At 42.2% G+C, this 16,855-nt stretch carries 13 protein-coding genes and 1 pseudogene; 7 read left to right on the top strand and 7 right to left on the bottom strand.

Features of this window, described 5'->3' with window-relative positions; genetic code table 11:
• Positions 1-178: 178 nt before the first annotated feature.
• Complete coding sequence (locus AM228_RS18000; protein ID WP_054467767.1) at positions 179-727, bottom strand: hypothetical protein; 549 nt, start codon at positions 725-727, stop codon at positions 179-181.
• A 373-nt stretch (positions 728-1,100) separates the two neighbouring features.
• Here AM228_RS18000 and AM228_RS17995 point away from each other — a divergent pair, with 373 nt between their 5' ends.
• Positions 1,101-2,177, top strand: coding sequence for a YheT family hydrolase (locus tag AM228_RS17995; protein ID WP_369817767.1), 1,077 nt, complete (start codon positions 1,101-1,103; stop codon positions 2,175-2,177).
• 323 nt (positions 2,178-2,500) lie between these two features.
• On the top strand, positions 2,501-3,055 hold the full coding sequence (locus AM228_RS17990) for a glutathione S-transferase family protein (RefSeq protein WP_054467763.1): 555 nt from the start codon (positions 2,501-2,503) through the stop codon (positions 3,053-3,055).
• 239 nt (positions 3,056-3,294) lie between these two features.
• Here the strand turns inward: AM228_RS17990 and AM228_RS17985 are convergent, their stop codons facing one another.
• The 3 genes from AM228_RS17985 to AM228_RS17975 form a co-directional block, all read right to left on the bottom strand.
• The gene (locus AM228_RS17985) at positions 3,295-3,432 is read right to left on the bottom strand and encodes a photosystem II reaction center protein K (RefSeq protein ID WP_054467761.1); all 138 of its coding nucleotides are present in this window, start codon (positions 3,430-3,432) and stop codon (positions 3,295-3,297) included.
• Between the two features lie 78 nt (positions 3,433-3,510).
• Positions 3,511-4,746 (bottom strand): tRNA guanosine(34) transglycosylase Tgt, encoded by a 1,236-nt coding sequence (gene tgt / locus AM228_RS17980; protein WP_231636847.1) that lies wholly within the window; start codon positions 4,744-4,746, stop codon positions 3,511-3,513.
• A 58-nt stretch (positions 4,747-4,804) separates the two neighbouring features.
• Complete coding sequence (locus AM228_RS17975) at positions 4,805-5,257, bottom strand: hypothetical protein (protein ID WP_054467760.1); 453 nt, start codon at positions 5,255-5,257, stop codon at positions 4,805-4,807.
• Positions 5,258-5,422: 165 nt separating this feature from the next.
• On the opposite strand from AM228_RS17975, the gene cobS reads away from it, so the two are divergent.
• The 4 genes and pseudogenes from cobS (at position 5,423) to AM228_RS31085 (ending at position 12,373) form a co-directional block, all read left to right on the top strand.
• On the top strand, positions 5,423-6,214 hold the full coding sequence (cobS, locus tag AM228_RS17970; RefSeq protein ID WP_054467758.1) for an adenosylcobinamide-GDP ribazoletransferase: 792 nt from the start codon (positions 5,423-5,425) through the stop codon (positions 6,212-6,214).
• A 144-nt stretch (positions 6,215-6,358) separates the two neighbouring features.
• A pseudogene (locus AM228_RS17965) lies at positions 6,359-6,567 on the top strand (hypothetical protein); the annotation flags it as partial.
• A 51-nt stretch (positions 6,568-6,618) separates the two neighbouring features.
• Positions 6,619-12,045 carry an ATP-binding sensor histidine kinase gene (locus AM228_RS17960; RefSeq protein ID WP_054467754.1) on the top strand — a complete coding sequence of 1,809 codons (5,427 nt, stop codon included), beginning with the start codon at positions 6,619-6,621 and terminating at the stop codon, positions 12,043-12,045.
• Positions 12,046-12,154: 109 nt separating this feature from the next.
• Positions 12,155-12,373 (top strand): ArsA-related P-loop ATPase, encoded by a 219-nt coding sequence (locus AM228_RS31085; RefSeq protein ID WP_082348936.1) that lies wholly within the window; start codon positions 12,155-12,157, stop codon positions 12,371-12,373.
• Positions 12,374-12,432: 59 nt separating this feature from the next.
• On the opposite strand, the gene AM228_RS17950 is transcribed toward AM228_RS31085, so the two are convergent.
• The 3 genes from AM228_RS17950 to AM228_RS17945 form a co-directional block, all read right to left on the bottom strand.
• On the bottom strand, positions 12,433-14,718 hold the full coding sequence (locus tag AM228_RS17950; protein ID WP_054467750.1) for a right-handed parallel beta-helix repeat-containing protein: 2,286 nt from the start codon (positions 14,716-14,718) through the stop codon (positions 12,433-12,435).
• Between the two features lie 29 nt (positions 14,719-14,747).
• A complete protein-coding gene (locus AM228_RS32980) occupies positions 14,748-14,975 on the bottom strand; it encodes a hypothetical protein (protein WP_156331877.1) in 228 nt (75 codons plus the stop codon).
• A gap of 234 nt (positions 14,976-15,209) precedes the next feature.
• Positions 15,210-15,794: an SLATT domain-containing protein gene (locus tag AM228_RS17945; protein WP_197285339.1), complete on the bottom strand. Its 585-nt coding sequence runs from the start codon at positions 15,792-15,794 to the stop codon at positions 15,210-15,212.
• A gap of 83 nt (positions 15,795-15,877) precedes the next feature.
• On the opposite strand from AM228_RS17945, the gene AM228_RS32975 reads away from it, so the two are divergent.
• Positions 15,878-16,216 carry a hypothetical protein gene (locus AM228_RS32975; protein ID WP_156331875.1) on the top strand — a complete coding sequence of 113 codons (339 nt, stop codon included), beginning with the start codon at positions 15,878-15,880 and terminating at the stop codon, positions 16,214-16,216.
• The last annotated feature ends 639 nt before the right edge of the window (positions 16,217-16,855 follow it).

Below are 16,855 nucleotides of genomic sequence, written 5' to 3'. Positions count from 1 at the left end.
ATAGGAAAGAGGATGCATAGGATGCATAGGAAAGAGGAAAGATATTCTCTCCTCTCTTTTCTCTCCTCTCTTTTCTCTCTTGGCCATTCGCCCCTACGACTTTCCCCAACAACCAACAACCAACAAACAACAAACAACAAACAACAAACAACAAACAACAACCAACAATCAACAATCACTACAAAATACTAGACCTAACTTGGTAAATTGCCAATAAATCATTTTTAATATCCACCCAAACTTCTAAGGATTTCAAATAAGCTTTTGTCGCGGCAATTTGCTGGGATAAATCATAATATTCTTGCTGAGATTTGGCTGAATTAAGCTGTAAATGGGTTTCTAACTCCCAGACAAATAACTGAGCTTGGACAGGTTCAATATTTTTCGTGTCCAACAAGCCACTAATGAGATAATCCATCCATAAATATACTTGTTCCGGGTTGAGTTTACCCGATCGCGTTTGAATCATGGCAATAACATCACTCACTGGTCGAAAATCCCGGTTTTCCAATCTTTGTTTAATCTGGCGGTTTTCGGCGGCCAATTTTTCCTGACATTGCCGTTTAAACTCTGGTTTTTTTTTCACTTGATCGGTATCTGCCTTAATTTGCTGAATTTGCTGCTTAATGGCATATATTCTTGTTTTTGCGGCGGATTTGCCCTGATTTGGAGGCGAATCTTGCCCTTGTTGTTGCCAATACTTTTCGCGTCGTTTTGCTTCTCCCATGATTTTAATTATCCTATGCTACTACAATAACGATCATACCTAATTATGTCAAATTTTACTTTTTATTCAAAAAAATATTTTATCAAAAAAAAGTAAATTATTTTTATTGATAAACAAACAACAATAACGTATTTTTATGTTATTAATTAACCTTGGGTAGATTAATCGATTTTTTTGTTTGACGAATCCGGGCTAATCATGTCTAGGTTTTAAACATCCTAGGCATGGTGAATACTAACCATAAATTATCCAGATAGAAATATTTGTTAACTTTTGTTACAGTGGTATGCAGTCAAACAAAAAAACGCTTTTTTACTGATTTATGGTTTATCCGGCTTATACCCCCCCTTGGTTTCTCAAGAACGGACTGTTAATGACACTATATAGCTTTTTTTACGCCAGTCAAGTGTGGGAAAAGTTTACCGTTGACCCTCAACCCCCTTATCAAGAAAAAATTTTTATGGGTGCAGAGGATGTGCCCATTTTTGGCTGGGTAGCTATTCCCGAAAACCCACGGGGGACGATCGTTGGTACTTACGGTATTACGGGAAATTTAGAAGACCAATGGTTTTTGCAAGTGCTGGGACGTAAGGCATTTGCCCGGGGATATGCGGTGGTTTTATTTGATTGGAGAGCCCACGGCAAAACTGCCGAACTTTCCCCAACTTTAACGTCCGATGGTTTATATGAAGGCGAAGATTTTGTCAGAATTGCCGCCCAAGCTAAGGCAATTGGTTGTCCCGGAAAGTTTTGGTTTACGGGCTATTCTTTGGGTGGACATTTGGCACTTTGGGGTCTGAAAGCAGGGCAATTTTTGTCAAAAGCAGCGCGAAATTTGGGACTGCGATCGCGTGATATTGGGGGTGGGGCGGTGATTTGCCCTAATTTAGATTCTAATCGTTCTCTTGCTTATTTAGTTAATCACCCTTTGGGGCGATATTTAGAACAAGAAGTTGCCAAAAATTTGAAAACAATGGCCTGGGAAATTTACGGTTATCATCCTAATGATATAGATCCGGCAGCAATTGAACGGGCTAATAGTATTTGGGGCTTTGATCGCGAATTGGTGATTCCCCGTTTAGGGTTTAATTCCGTTGAGGAGTATTATGATGCTAGTTGTCCTTTGGTTCACGTTTTACCGGAGTTAAATAAGCCCACGTTAATTATTTACGCGGAAGATGATCCGATGTTTTATCCCGGTTTAGTTTCCGAGTTAAAGGCTATTTCAGAGAAAAATTCAGCGATTGATTTAATTTCTACGGAATTTGGCGGTCATTTGGGATATTTTAGTAGTAAAAATTGCCAAAAACAAGCCGGTGATGTTGACCATTGGTGGGCTTGGAATCGGATGTTAGATTGGTGCGATTCGCGTAGCGATCCCTCTGGGAATCGCCAAACTTTGACTATTCCCGAAAAGTCATCGGAGTTGGTGGCTATGCAGGGGCGATAGTCTCGGCATAATATCCCTAATATTGCTTAATATTGCTTAATCTTGAGATAGATTAGCAGCGATATTAGCAGCGATATATTTATCGTGGGGTAAGGGCAAACCATTCGCGGCGTAAATTCTGCGAGAATACGATATGTTTAGCGCAGGTTAAGGGCGAAGCATTCGCGGCGTAAATTCTCCTAAAAATCAATATATTATATGCGCGAATGCTTCGCCCCTACAGTGATTTTGGTTAATTGTAGCTATGATAGCGGCGTCAAAAATAACCATGATGCGTCATTCCTATATAATTATCTAGATTCCATTAGATTGTTTTCCAGCTTATGTTAAAGCTATATGGCGGTGCTCGCAGTCGGGCTTCAATTGTGCAGTGGTATCTAGAGGAACTTGGGGTTCCTTATGAATTTGTGCTGCTGGATATGCAAGCAAAAGAACATTTGCAACCAGAGTATTTGGCGATTAATCCCATTGGCAAAGTCCCCGCGATCGTAGATGGAGACTTTAAACTCTGGGAGTCTGGGGCAATTTTATTGTATTTAGCCCAAAAATACGGCAATCTGTCCACCCCAGAAGATTTGGCCGTGATGAACCAGTGGATCTCTTTTGCTAATGCCACTTTCGGCCCTGGGGTGTTTGTGGAAGCCAGCCGCGATCGCGAACTGCCCCGGTTAATGAGTGGCCTCAACCAAATCTTTGAAACACAGCAGTTTTTGGTTGGGGATGACTTTACCGTAGCAGATGTGGCCGTGGGCGCTATGTTAGCCTACACCCTTATGATGATTAAACCAGACTTAAGCCCATATCCCGCCGTCCTCGCTTATGTTGGCCGGATCCAGCAACGGTCTGGGTTCCAGAAGACAATCGGCAATCGCGGTTAATCTCTGACACTTATATATTCATTTCAATTGCGATTGAGACGAAACATCAGGGGCGCAAGCCGCCGCGCCCCTACATAATCTGCTGATTTGCTTCTTTGGGCGCGGCGGCTTGCGCCCCTACATAATTGTACTAATTTTAATTGAAATAGCTATATATAGACGTAGCCGCACATATATAGACGACAAAAAAAGGGTGCCTATTTTTAGGCACCCCGATCGATATTAAACAGACTAGGAATTTATTTGAAACCAACGGCGGCTTGCCAAACGAAAGCCAGCAAGAGGAAAAATACGGGGATAATCGGTAATACATCAACCAGTGGGTCAAAGATTTGATACGCTTCTGGCAGTTTCGCCAACAGCATTGCTGCTTCCATTTAGATACCTACCTCTTGAACAAGATTTTAATAATTGAGATAGATTTTAACATGATGTTGCCCGTTTCTCCGTTTCCGTCATTTCAGCCAATGACCAAATTCCTCGACAAAGCGATCGCCTATAATCGCTTCCCGAATGCGTCGAGTAAAGCGCATCAGTTCGGTGATGTTATGGATCGACAGCAGAGTTAAACCCAGCACTTCCCGCGATCGCCACAAATGACCCAAATAAGCGCGGCTAAAATTTTGGCAAGTATAACAAGGACAGGTTTCATCGAGGGGAGTGAAATCTTCCCGAAACTGAGCATTTTTAATATTCCAACGCTCACCGCGTACCATCACCGCGCCATGTCGAGCCCAGCGGGTGGGAATTACGCAGTCAAACAAATCCACCCCAGAGGCGATCGCCCTAGCCATTTCCTGATAAGTCCCCACCCCCATCAGATAACGGGGTTTCTCCTCCGGCAAATGGGGCGCCGTCACCTGCACAATCTGAGTAATTAAATCAGCGGGTTCTCCCACACTCACCCCACCAATGGCATATCCGGGTAAATCCAACTCACGCAAAGATTCTGCCGCTTGTTGGCGCAAATCCGCATAAATACCCCCTTGAACAATGCCAAACAACGCTTGATCTGAGCGCTTGTGGGCGGTGATGCAGCGTTCTAACCAGCGATAAGTTCGCCCCATAGCTAACTCCACCGCTTCCCTAGTAGCAGGATAGGGAGGACATTCATCAAACGCCATAATCACATCAGCCCCCAAAGCATTTTGAATTTGAATCGAACGCTCAGGGGTTAAATGGATCATCCTTCCATCCCTGGGGGACTTGAAAGTGACACCTTCTTCATTAATTGTTCTAAACTGACTTAAACTAAACACTTGAAACCCACCAGAGTCGGTGAGAATTGGGCCATCCCACACCATAAAACGGTGCAAACCACCGGCTTGTTCAACGATTTTTTCCCCGGGTTGCAGGTGCAAATGATAAGTATTAGCTAAAATCATTTGAGCGCCGGTATCAACTAATTGATCCGGGGTCAATGTTTTTACCGTAGCTAATGTCCCCACAGGCATAAAACAAGGAGTTTCAACGCAGCCATGAGGTGTGTAAAAGACTCCAGCCCTTGCTTGAGTCTGGCCGCAGCAAGCTTGACGTTGAAATGTAAAGTTATTGGCTAAATTATTGGCTAAATTATTGGCTAAATTATTGGCTAAATTATTGGCTAAATTATTGCCTAAATTATTGCCTAAATTATTGCCCAAATTATTGCCTAAATTATTGCCCAAATCTTCGCGTAAATCTTCGCCCACAATAATTGTCTCATTGAAATACAGTCACGAAACAATCAATTATAGCCGATACTTGGGCTTAAAATGGCAAAAATTCATCATCATCTTGTTCGGCATCCAGCTTGGCTGTGAGCAGTTCCGCTACCATTGTTTCCAGGTCTAGGTTATCTTCAGCCCTAGAGCATTCTTGTTTCAGGGGGTTGGATAAAGGAGTCAGGCGCAGCAGCAGTCCCTCTTGCACCAAATCAAAATAAGCTTCCGCCTTAGCAGACTGTTTTAGTTCCAAATAATCAAAACTATAAACATTGATATACACCGCATGATTGGCGATTAAGGTCGATCGCTGCGGGTCGGCAAACACATCCAGGATATATCCTTCTCCTTGACTTTTTAGTTCGCCATCTTGCCAATGAATATATTGGACATGAGTCAAGTCCGACAAAAGTCTGATGATATCCTGCTTGTTAACTAAGATGCCAGTGTCGATTAAACACGGTGCAGGCACCGTATCATTGGATCGGTTGTAAATCATGGATATATTACCTATTAATCTTCAACAAGATTTCCGGTGGCGCATTTAAGGACAGTTTACAGGCTGCCTGCGCGTCATCGTCTGCATAGTCTTCTCGATAGATACAATTCTGGCATAAACGAGAATTTTAGACATCAGTAAAATAGCTGATCGAGCATAATTTATATGAAAGATTATCCACAAATAGCTAAAACCCTTGAATTCGTGCGTCATCAAGGCTCAATTGTGGCGGCGGCGATCGCCTTTTATACTTGCTTACCCGTCCCCATGTCCTGGACTCTCGAATTTCGCGGCATTGCCCGGTTTGCCCCTTTAATCGGCGTGGCGATCGGGGCGATCGTTGGCCTACTTGACGCCTGGTTGCAATTATTAGAAATGCCCGTATTAACACGGAGTGCTTTAGTAGTTATCTGTTGGATTTGGATTACGGGAGGTTTACATTTAGATGGGGTGATGGATATGGCTGATGGCTTGGCGGTGTCTGACCCCAAACGACGCCTGGAAGTGATGGCCGATAGTCTGACTGGGGCTTTTGGGGTGATGGCCGCGATCGCCGTTGTCCTCTTAAAAACCGCCGCCCTCTCCGAATTGTCAGAATATCGGGGTCTCGCAATTATGGCCGCTGCCGGTTGGGGTCGTTGGGGGCAACTGGTCGCCATTGTTCGCTACCCCTACATCAAAGCCACCGGCAAAGGCGCCATTCACAAAGAAGAAATTTATCGCCCCATCGATTTGCTGCCCGGATTTTTGCTCCTGCTAAGTTTAAGCCTCGTGCAACTCATGGTCGATCCGAGCCACTGGATCCTGGCGATCGGTATGGCTATGGGCGGCAGTGCGATCGCCATCCTCAAAGGCGCCTGGATTAACCATAAAATTGGCGGTCACACCGGAGACACCTACGGCGCCGTAGTCGAATGGACTGAAGCCCTACTACTTTGTGTCTTGACCAGCTTATAAACTTGGGGTGTGGGGTGTAGGGTGTGGGGTGTGGGGAAGAGTGAATAGTGAATAGTGAATAGTGAATAGTGAATAGTCAATAGTGACAATTCTTTTGTACGGACGTCCTTGCGGAGGCCATGCCGTCAGGCTATATGGCCANNNCTTTTGTACGGGCGAATGGCCAGAAAGCCCCTACGACTTTTAACTTCTCCCCCGCACCGGAAGCCCCGGAAGCCCCGGAAGCCCCGGAAGCCCCGGAAGCCCCACCACATACCGTCACTCAAAAAATTGCTGTACAATTACTTCTAATAGGTAAACTGGTTATTAATCTCCTTATTGGGTTGCATCTAACGGACGCAAACAAATCGTAACTTAAACCTAACTTAGACCTAACTAATCTTTCTCCAATGGAGAATAAAACGATGATAAACATTCCTGGATACCAAATTCTTGCTCGCATTTATGAAAGCGCAAACTCATTAGTCTATCGAGGGCGTCGGCAAGAAGACAATCAACCTGTGATTGTTAAAGTTCTTAAGCAAGAATACCCCACAGAAGAACAGGTACAGCGATATCAACAAGAATATGAAATTATTCGCCAACTGAATCTTGAGGGAATTGTTCGCGCCTACGAGTTACAACAATATCAAAATCAATGGGTAATGATTCTGGAAGATTTTGGTGGAGAATCTTTAAGAATTTTAATGGAATCCCAACAATTGACCTTAGTCGGTTTTCTCACCTTAGCTATTAAAATTATTAAAAATCTAGGTATAATTCACGCCAAAAACATTATTCATAAAGATATAAATCCCGCTAATATTGTCTTAAATCCCGTCACGGGACAAGTCAAAATTATTGACTTTACCATCGCCACCACGGTAAACCACGAAATTCACCCCACAAAAAAATCGGCTTTAGAAGGAACATTTGCTTATATTTCTCCCGAACAAACAGGTCGAATTAACTCTCTGATTGACTATCGCACGGACTTTTATTCCCTGGGAGTAACTTTATATGAACTCCTCACCAAAACCCTGCCTTTTGATGCCACGGATCCAATGGAATTAATCCATTGTCATTTGGCGAAAGAACCCATCCCTCCCCACGCTAAAAAACCGGAAATTCCGGAAATTATTTCAGAAATTATTCTCAAATTACTAGCCAAAACTCCTGAAGACCGATATCAAAGTGCTTGGGGTTTACAAGCAGACTTAGAAAATTGTTTAACCCAACTCCAAGAAACGGGAAAAATTGCGCCATTTAAATTGGGCAGTGAAGATATTTCTGATCGCTTTAAAATTCCCGAAAAACTTTATGGCCGCGACCAAGATATTGCCGACTTACTCGCCGCATTTAAACGAGTGAGTCAGGGGGCGACAGAAATGATTTTAGTGGCCGGATATTCAGGAATTGGCAAGTCTGCCTTAATTCGGGAAATTCATCAGCCCGTTGTTCAATTAGGCGGATATTTTATTTCCGGGAAATTTGATCAATTCCAGCGCGGCACTCCTTACTCGGCAGTAGTATCAGCTTTTTCTGAGTTGGTCAGCTTGTTGTTAAGTCAAAGCGAGGAAGTCCTGGAAAAATGGCGAGAAAAACTCTTAGGGGTATTGGGAAATAATGCTCAAATTATTATTGATGTAATTCCCGAAATTGAGTTTATTATCGGCCCACAGCCTGCGGTGCCAGTTCTCAAACCCGCCGAAGCCCAAAATCGCTTTAATTTAGTGTTTCAAAACTTTATTCATGTCTTTTGCTCAAAAGAGCATCCCTTGGTAATTTTTTGGGATGATTTACAATGGGCTGACTCCGCGAGTTTGAAGTTAATTAAGCTGATGATGAGCGACGATCGCACCAAATATCTCTGCTTGATTGGGGCCTATCGGGATAATGAAGTCAGTTCGACTCATCCTTTAATGATGACTATTGATATGTTGCGTCACGAACAGGCGATCATTATTCAGCATCATTTATCTCCCTTAAACCTAGAACAAATTACTCAATTCATTGCAGACACTTTACATAAACAGCCTGAATTACTCGAATCTTTAGCCCAGTTGGTCTTACGCAAAACCCAGGGCAACCCATTTTTTGTGGCGGAATTCCTCAAAACCTTATATCAAGAAAAATTGCTCACCTTTAAACCTCTTTACGCCGACGATAAAGGGGGTTGGCAATGGAATATCCGGGAAATTGAAGCGGTGGGAATTACGGATAATGTAGTGGAGTTAATGATTCAAAAACTCCAAAAACTGCCTGAAGGTACTCAACAAGTTTTACGCCTGGGGGCTTGTCTAGGCAACCAATTTGATTTAAACACCATATCTTTAATTCATGGCAAAGAAGCCGTGGGGACTTTCCATGACCTTTGGCCTGGGATTAAAGAAGATTTAATTCAGCCAATTTCTGATTTACAGTTTACTCAAGAACAACTGTTTAATTTTCCTTTGTTAGTGCTCAATTATCAGTTTTTGCACGACCGGGTGCAGCAAGCGGCTTATGCCTTAATTGATGATTCCCAGAAAAAAGCGGTGCATCTACAAATTGGCCGAATGTTTTTGATGAATACTCCCGTAGAATATCGCCTCGATCGCGCCTTTGAACTGGTGGATCATCTGAATGTGGGTCGCGAGTTAATCACCGCAACAGAGGAAAAACTGGAATTAGCGGCTTTAAATTTAACAGCGGCGAAAAAAGCCAAAGATGCCACCGCTTACCAAGCGGCAAAAGATTACTTAAGTGCCGGGGTTGAGTTATTGCCAGGAAATACCTGGCACGAACACTATGATTTAACTTTTGCTTTATATAAGAACTTAGCAGAAATTGAGTATTTAAGCGGGGATTTTATCACATCAGAACACTATATTAACCAAACCTTAGCCCAAGCTAAGTCAGTGATGGAAAAGGCTGAGGTATATAATCTCCTAGTGGTACAATACAGCTTACAGGCTAAGTATCAACAAGCGGTAGATGCGGGGATAGAAGCCCTGAAATTGTTGGGGGTGGAACTGCCTCAAGAGAATTTTCCAGAGGCGATCGCCGCTGAATTTGCCGCCGCCAAACAACAGTGGGAAAATCGGCAAATTAGCTCGATTCTCCATGAACCAGAAATGACCAGTACAGAGAAAAAAATTGCCTTAAAAGTATTAACAAATTTGGGCGCACCAACCTATTTAACTAACCTGCAACTCTGGACAATTATTTTTGTCCGAGGAGTGAATATATCCCTAGCTTATGGCAGCACCCCAGAATCTTGTATCTGTCTGACCAACTATGGCATTATGCTCGTTTCTGTGTTTGGAGATTATCAATCGGCATACCAGTTTGGTCAACTTGCTATGGGCTTAATTGATAAATGGGATGCGCGAGATTTAAAATGTAAAGCAGCGACAGGGTTAGCCAATAGTGTCTTGTATTGGTTTAATCATATTAAAGAGTGTAATTTGATGAACTATGAAGCCTATCAAGCTGCCCTAGAATGTGGGGACTTAGAATATGCTGGCTATGCCCTACATAATACCGCCTGCAATGCGTTTTTTCAAGGAAAAAATCTCAATCATTTGCTGGCAGAAGTTCCCCGGTATTTAGAACTGACGAAAAAGACCCAAAATCAGCTATCTACCGATTTACTCCAAGGACTGGATCTATGTTTGTGGAATCTAACCAAACTGACTCCAGAGTTCTTATCCTTTGCCACCAATCAACTGAATGAAGCTGACTACATAGCCACTTGTGAGGCGCATCAAAATATTTATGCTCTCTGTATTTATCAGATTAGAAAATTACAAATTTTCTACCTTTATGGCGATTTAAATGCTGCCTGGGATTGCGCCAATTCTATCGAACCATTGCTACCTTATGTTCAGGGACTATTACCCTTCGCTGATTATACGTTTTACTCGGCGATGACTTGGGCTGGTTTGTATTGCCAATTATCCCCAAATGATCGGCCAGAATATTTAGCCAAGTTACAAGACGCTTTGGCAAATCTACAACTGTGGCAAACCAATTGTGCCGAAAATTTCCAGCATCAATATTTGCTGTTGCAAGCCGAAATATATCGGATTACCGCCAAACACCTGGAGGCGATCGCAGCTTACGATAGCGCGATTAAATCTGCCCAAGAAAATGAGTTTATTCAACATCAAGCTTTAGCCAACGAATTGGCAGCGAAATTCTGGTTAAATCAGGGATATAAAAAATATGCTCAAAGTCATTTAGTTGAAGCTTACTATGGTTATCAACGTTGGGGGGCAAAACGTAAAGTTGAACAGTTAGAACAAACTTATCCCCAGTTACCCAGTTTAACTCAAGTGGATAATCCTTTTAGTCCCTTGGTGACAACGGCGACTTTTACCTCTGGGAGTCGGGGTTCGGGAATTTTAGATTTAGCTTCAGTGATTAAAGCTTATCAAGCGATTTCTAGTGAAATTGTCTTAGATAAGTTATTGGCGAATTTAATGAAAATTTTGATTGAAAACGCGGGAGCACAAAAAGGCTGTTTGATTTTACATTCCCCCACAGAAGCAAGTCAAGTCAAATTTGCGATCGCCGTTGAAGCTTCCATTAGCCACGAAGAAGTCATCCTCGAAAATTATCCGACTAAATTATCACATATGCGGCGGATTTCCGAAGATACTTTACCGATCGCTGTAATCAACTACGTCGATCGCACTCGTTCTGATGTAGTCTTAAGCAATGCGGTCAAAGACAACCGATTTGCCACTGACAATTATATCATGGAGCATCAGATCAAATCTCTCCTCTGCACGCCGATTGTTAATGCTGGTCAATTGTTGGCGATTCTTTATTTAGAAAATAACTTAACTTCTGGGGCGTTTACTGCCGATCGCTTAGAACTTTTGCGACTGCTGTCTTCCCAAGCAGCGATTTCTTTGGAGAATGCTTTGTTATATGCTTCCGTAGAACAAAAAGTTCGGGAACGCACTCAAGAACTCAATGAAAAAAATCTCCACCTCAAAGAAACTCTGACTGAGTTGAGAAAAACCCAAGCCCACCTGATTCAAAGTGAAAAAATGTCCAGCCTGGGGCAATTAGTCGCGGGAGTTGCCCACGAAATTAATAACCCAGTTAACTTTATTTACGGCAATCTTAATCCCACCCAAGAATATGTTGAAAATTTATTAAATTTAATCTCTCTTTATGAGGAACATTATCCCGAACCAGTACCAGAAATTGCCGATGAAATCGAGGCAATAGATTTAGAGTTTATCCGAGAGGATTTACAGAAGATTATCACGTCGATGAAAATTGGCGCTGAACGCATCCGGCAAATCGTCTTATCCCTGCGGAATTTCTCCCGCTTAGATGAAGCTGAGATGAAACCCGTAAATATTCACGAAGGCATCGAGTCTACTTTAATGATTTTACGACCTTTGTTGAAAGGAAAACCGGGCAGCTTTGAGGAAATTCAGGTAGGGAAAGAATATGGACAATTGCCCAAAGTTTCCTGTTACCCATCTCAGCTTAATCAGGTGTTTATGAATATACTAAGTAATGCTTGTGATGCGTTGAGAATGAATCCCGGCCAAAATCAATCTGACTATATCCCGACGATTAGAATTCGCACAGAGGTGACAGATACCAACTTGGTGACAATTAGAATTGCTGATAATGGCAGTGGGATAGACAACAAAATCGTCAAAAAAATCTTCGATCCCTTTTTTACCACGAAACCCGTTGGGTCTGGGACGGGTTTAGGTCTGTCTATTAGTTATCAGATTATCGTGGAAGCACACCGAGGTAAAATTAACTGTGATTCGACTCTCGGCAAAGGCACAGAGTTTATCATAGAAATTCCTATTGCCCATAAAAAAGGAATTTAGAATCATGGATATTGCATTTATGATGTTTTTACCGATATGGTGACTATGGGTAAACTTTTGTTTTTCTTCCAGTTTTATCCCTCCAGTTTTATCCATTAAAGTGATTGATATGTTAAATCATCTTCAGCTAGTCATGTTAAGCGGCAAAGGTGGGGTAGGAAAAACCACCGTTGCGGCATCTCTGGGTTGGGGTTTATCTCAACGTTATCCAGATAAAAAGATTAGAATTATTTCCATGCGGCATAAAGGTTATCCGTTTTATGCCAAAACTATCGCCGCGTCTCGTCCCACCCTACGAATGCTTATTCGGGCAGTTAATTCTCGATGAATTTTCACCACCAAGACACAAAGGATTTTTAGAGGTATTTTTTAGGTAAATGGCGCAAATTAGCGGCGGAAATAATAACTAATACTGGTTATAAAAATAGTCCCTAATACCAGAATCCCGATCGCCCCTGAGTACGGAGGAAATAGCATTGAGGTTGATGGTGGCTTTTCTGGGCTTACTTCTATGCTTAAGTTAATCGCTTTAAATGTATTACCGTCGAGACTGACAGAGATAGTTTGATTTTCCGGGGAATTAGCTTGATTTATCTGGCAATTAGCCGTGGTTTCACCCTTATTTTCGATTAAAGTAACGCAATTAACCGACTGATTAGCATTTCCAACTTTCAAGCGGAAAGTCTCTGGTAAAATTCGGCCTAATGGCAAGTTAACTAGAGTTATTTTATCCGGTATTTGGGGGTTAAAAATAGCTTTAAGTTTTGCTAAGTCTGGTTCGGTAATTAAGGCACCAGGAAGGAAGTAATTAGCGCCGACAATGGGATTTGCGGCATCACTTATTTGTACCGAAGCCTGAGTAAATGGCAGAAAAACCTCCCCAGAATCAAGTACGGGCAAAAACTTGCTGGGCAGAGATTTTACCCTAGGCAATTTAGCATCTATTGGGGCAAAATTATTTTCTACTCGGTTTAAAAATAAGTTATATTCTACGGTTGTGCCATCAGGAATTTTCGGCTTAGATGTGGTGACTAATTCATGTTTTACCGCCAGGTTATTTCGCACAATAGTTCCCGCGTGCGATCGCCCATCCGCATCAAATAGGAGAATGCTATTATCTAATGTATTATTAGAGACATCAATCTGGGCATTTCCATAATTAGGGTTACCAGGGGTTAAACCCCAAATGGCGATACTATTTCTAGTGGAAGTATTAAAAACAATATTATCATGGATTTTATAATTAGAATTACCCAACGGACTGCCCCCGGAATCTAAACGAATTCCTGCCCCCCCATTATGTTGGGTATTATCCAAATAAGCCCAAACATCGTGGACTAGGTTATAGGCAATTTCTGTCCCTTCTGCGTCTCCCCCATTCCAACTATTAATCCCCGCTGTATCGGTTTTTTGCCGACCGATATTCCAAACATGATTATAGATAATCTGAGAATTTTTCAACGTTGCCGAAATACCGACGCCACCGCTGTTAAAAACCGTATTATTGCTAAATAAAATATCCCTGGCATCGCCATAAAATTGAATGCCATCAGAAATAGCAGAGTTATAACCACTGTCGTGAAAAACGTTATTATAGATTTTATGGTTTTTGCCTCGGACTTGTAATGCTTCTGCGGCGGTTTTGCCCACCTGTGAGTTAATTAGTTTATGGTTATTTCCCTCAATTTTAATTGCTGGGTAAACTCTGCCAAAACCGTGACCATGACCGGCATATTGCGAAGTAATTACCTCTAAGATATTATAGTAACTGTTGGCATTCATGGTAATCGAACCGCCAAAAAAATCGATATTTTTGATATGGATATGAGAGCGATCGCCTAGTTGAAAAATTTCTGCCTTATTCTTTAATTCAATAGTGTGATTTTCTATAGTCCCCCCAGGGGGTTTAAAATATAAAGTATAGGGTTCTCCCTGAGTGCCTTTGGTATCAAAAAACCATTCTTGTTCGGCATCCAAGGCTTGGTAGTTTCCCCAGATATAAAAAGGATCGTCACCAGAGGGTTGATGATAATTTAGCCAGGACATGGGAAAATCAAATTCAAACTCTACTCGTCCCGGAGTTGATTGGGTAATAGTTCCCACATTTCCCCACCATTCGTGACCGGGGATAAAGCTAATATAAGCATCATTCCAAAAGCCGGAAGCAAATTGTTTTAATTCCGAGGATTTATAATAAGCTGATGCTTCATAATGATCTTTTTTTGTAGAGGCGATCGCCTCTCCCAGAAAATTACCCCCAGAAGAAATAATATGGCGATCGCGGGTTAAATCAACAGCGCGGTTAATATTAGGCCAACGCGCTTCAATCATCATTAAATCATCAAAAAATAGTTGATTTTGACCAACCCCTAAATCCCAACTTGCATCTAACTTTATTTTATAAATCCCATTTTCATGTTCTTGCCATTGCCCTTCCAGCTTTCTTGCAGCGGAAATCACCACTTTTTCGCCGTTGTAAGCTTGAAAAATAATTGGTGCATTGGGCAAACCGGAATTTTTGGGTTGCACCAATTCTCGATAGATCCCTTTTCTAATGAAACAAGTATCTCCCGGTTTAGCAACATCAGCGCATTTTTGGATAGTTTGAAACGGTTGTGCGATGGAACCAGGGTTATTATTATTCCCATCAGGGGATACAAAATATGTTTTCATTGCTTCTATCAGAGAATTATGGGCATATTTTACCACAAAGACACAAAGGGACACAAAGGAATTGACTTGTAGGGGCGAAGCATTCGGGCAGTTAATTCTCGGTTTTCACCGTTAACATAATTACCCGAATGCTTCGCCCTTATTCGGGCAGTTAATTCTCGGTTTTCACCGTTAACGTAATTACCCGAATGCTTCGCCCTGATCGGCAAAACGTAGCAAAATGTAGGGTGTGTTAGGCTGGCAACTAATTTTGACATAAACAATTAACCTCTATTCCAGCCGTAACGCACCATGCGGAGGGTGTGGGGCCGCCATCGGTGTTGGGACACAGGGGCAGAGGAGCAGGAAACGAAACGAGAATAATTAACAAACAACAATCAACAAACAACAAACAACAAACAACAAACAACAAACAACCAGCAACAATCAACAATCAACAATCAACCACCAAATCGCTTTTATGCCAAAATCATCGCCGCGTCTAACCCACCCTACGAAGGCTGCTGAGTTGCGTTTTTATCGCCACTGGGCTTAAGTATCTGTGCTGGATTTGCCAGAACCAGGACTACATTAGATGAATCGTTGTATTGTGGGTGATCTTTATCAAAAATTTTGACCGCAGCATTGTACGCTCGCTCGGACAAAACTGGTGACTGGTGAGCAAGAGATGTAAAAGTCTTACTAATTTCTTCTAACTCCTCTAATGCTTGTTTCCTAGTAACATCCCCAGCCTCAAGACACAAACAAAGTACATCTATTTTCCGTCTTAGACTTCCATAGTCTGCTCCAGCATCATGGTGTTCTTTAGCTTTCTCAGCAAATTTTGAACCGCCTTGAAGAGCACTTGATACCGCCGCTAAAATCGAGGCAATACTAAGCACAATTCGGTTCTTTTGCGGCAAATCGGCAAAAATTGAAGTACCCACCACTGCACTAAGTGCTGCGGCGATCAAAGTCAACCCATAATGCCACCGTTCATTAACAGTAGCGGCTCTATAGTGACCTAACTGTATGCGTCCTGCACCTTTGCCATGCTTTTTAGCTCGTTTAATCAGATCATCAATTTTTTCTACCATAATTTGTTCTACCTTTACCATTTTTGTAGGTGTTGTAGATACATACTGATAAGTAGAATTGTTGGAATAGGGGAGGACAAGCATTGCCCTCCCCTATGGGTCAGTCAGAAAGCGATCGCCTATTCTACGCCTATTTTGCGATCGCCGTTGCCATTCGGTGTCGATTTGAAAGTAAAGTTACCTTTGAAGCGTTCCTCCTACGCTTTACAGGACTGTTTGTAGCGATCGACACCAATGGCTCGTTCAACTTCACAACTTTGTCAGCTATCCTCACTCAAGTTGTAATGATGTTCCAGAGATGTTCCTGCCGTGCTAGATCGCGGACTTCAGGGGTGCGGATGGAGGTGGATGTATCAGTTAGAATGCACTTGACCTGCCACATCCCAGGTGAGAGTGTAGTTTTGAAATCGGCCTCAACTTGAGTTGATAAGGAAGTGAGTTTTTGAATTAGATATTTGTCATCCACGACGTTTTCCTACAATTGAAATTTCTCCTGTTTGGTAATGCTTTTGAAAAACCCTAAAAAAACTTGACTTCTTCAGGCTTGAATTCGTGTTAAACCTGCTAGTTTTATTGGAATTTACATGAGGGATAAAGGCTTGAATATTGCCAAGTTTTATGATTCAATCTTTACCTAAATTAGATCCAGTGAAAATACGACAATCTCCGTATCCCTCTTTTGTCAACTTTGCCAGAAAATAATCTGGTATGCTTGCAACATAACACTGTTCTCAAAAATCTTGATGTCAGCCATTCGGGCGAGAAAATAAACGCGCAAATGATCGCTCTATCGACAGTTGAACATTTTGCCCTGATTTTTCTTGTTCCAGAGTGAAATAAGAGGGATAAGGTAAAGATTCCTGGGAAAAAAACCTGGTTTCTATGTAAGTCCTACCTTAGTTGCGCGAGGGGCTGAGGTTGTGGAAGTCTTAGCGAGATCGCGGCCTTAGCGAGTTCCATGCGACCGTCACCGCTAAAATCGCCGCTAAAGAAGCGAATGGCATCGCGTGTGAGGGACCCAAACCCAACGGTATTGCCCGCAAACCCCCAGTTGAGACGCT

Origin of the sequence: Planktothricoides sp. SR001 (assembly GCF_001276715.1) — a bacterium.
Taxonomy (GTDB): domain Bacteria; phylum Cyanobacteriota; class Cyanobacteriia; order Cyanobacteriales; family Laspinemataceae; genus Planktothricoides; species Planktothricoides raciborskii.
This window is presented reverse-complemented; position numbering and strand designations above follow the sequence as displayed.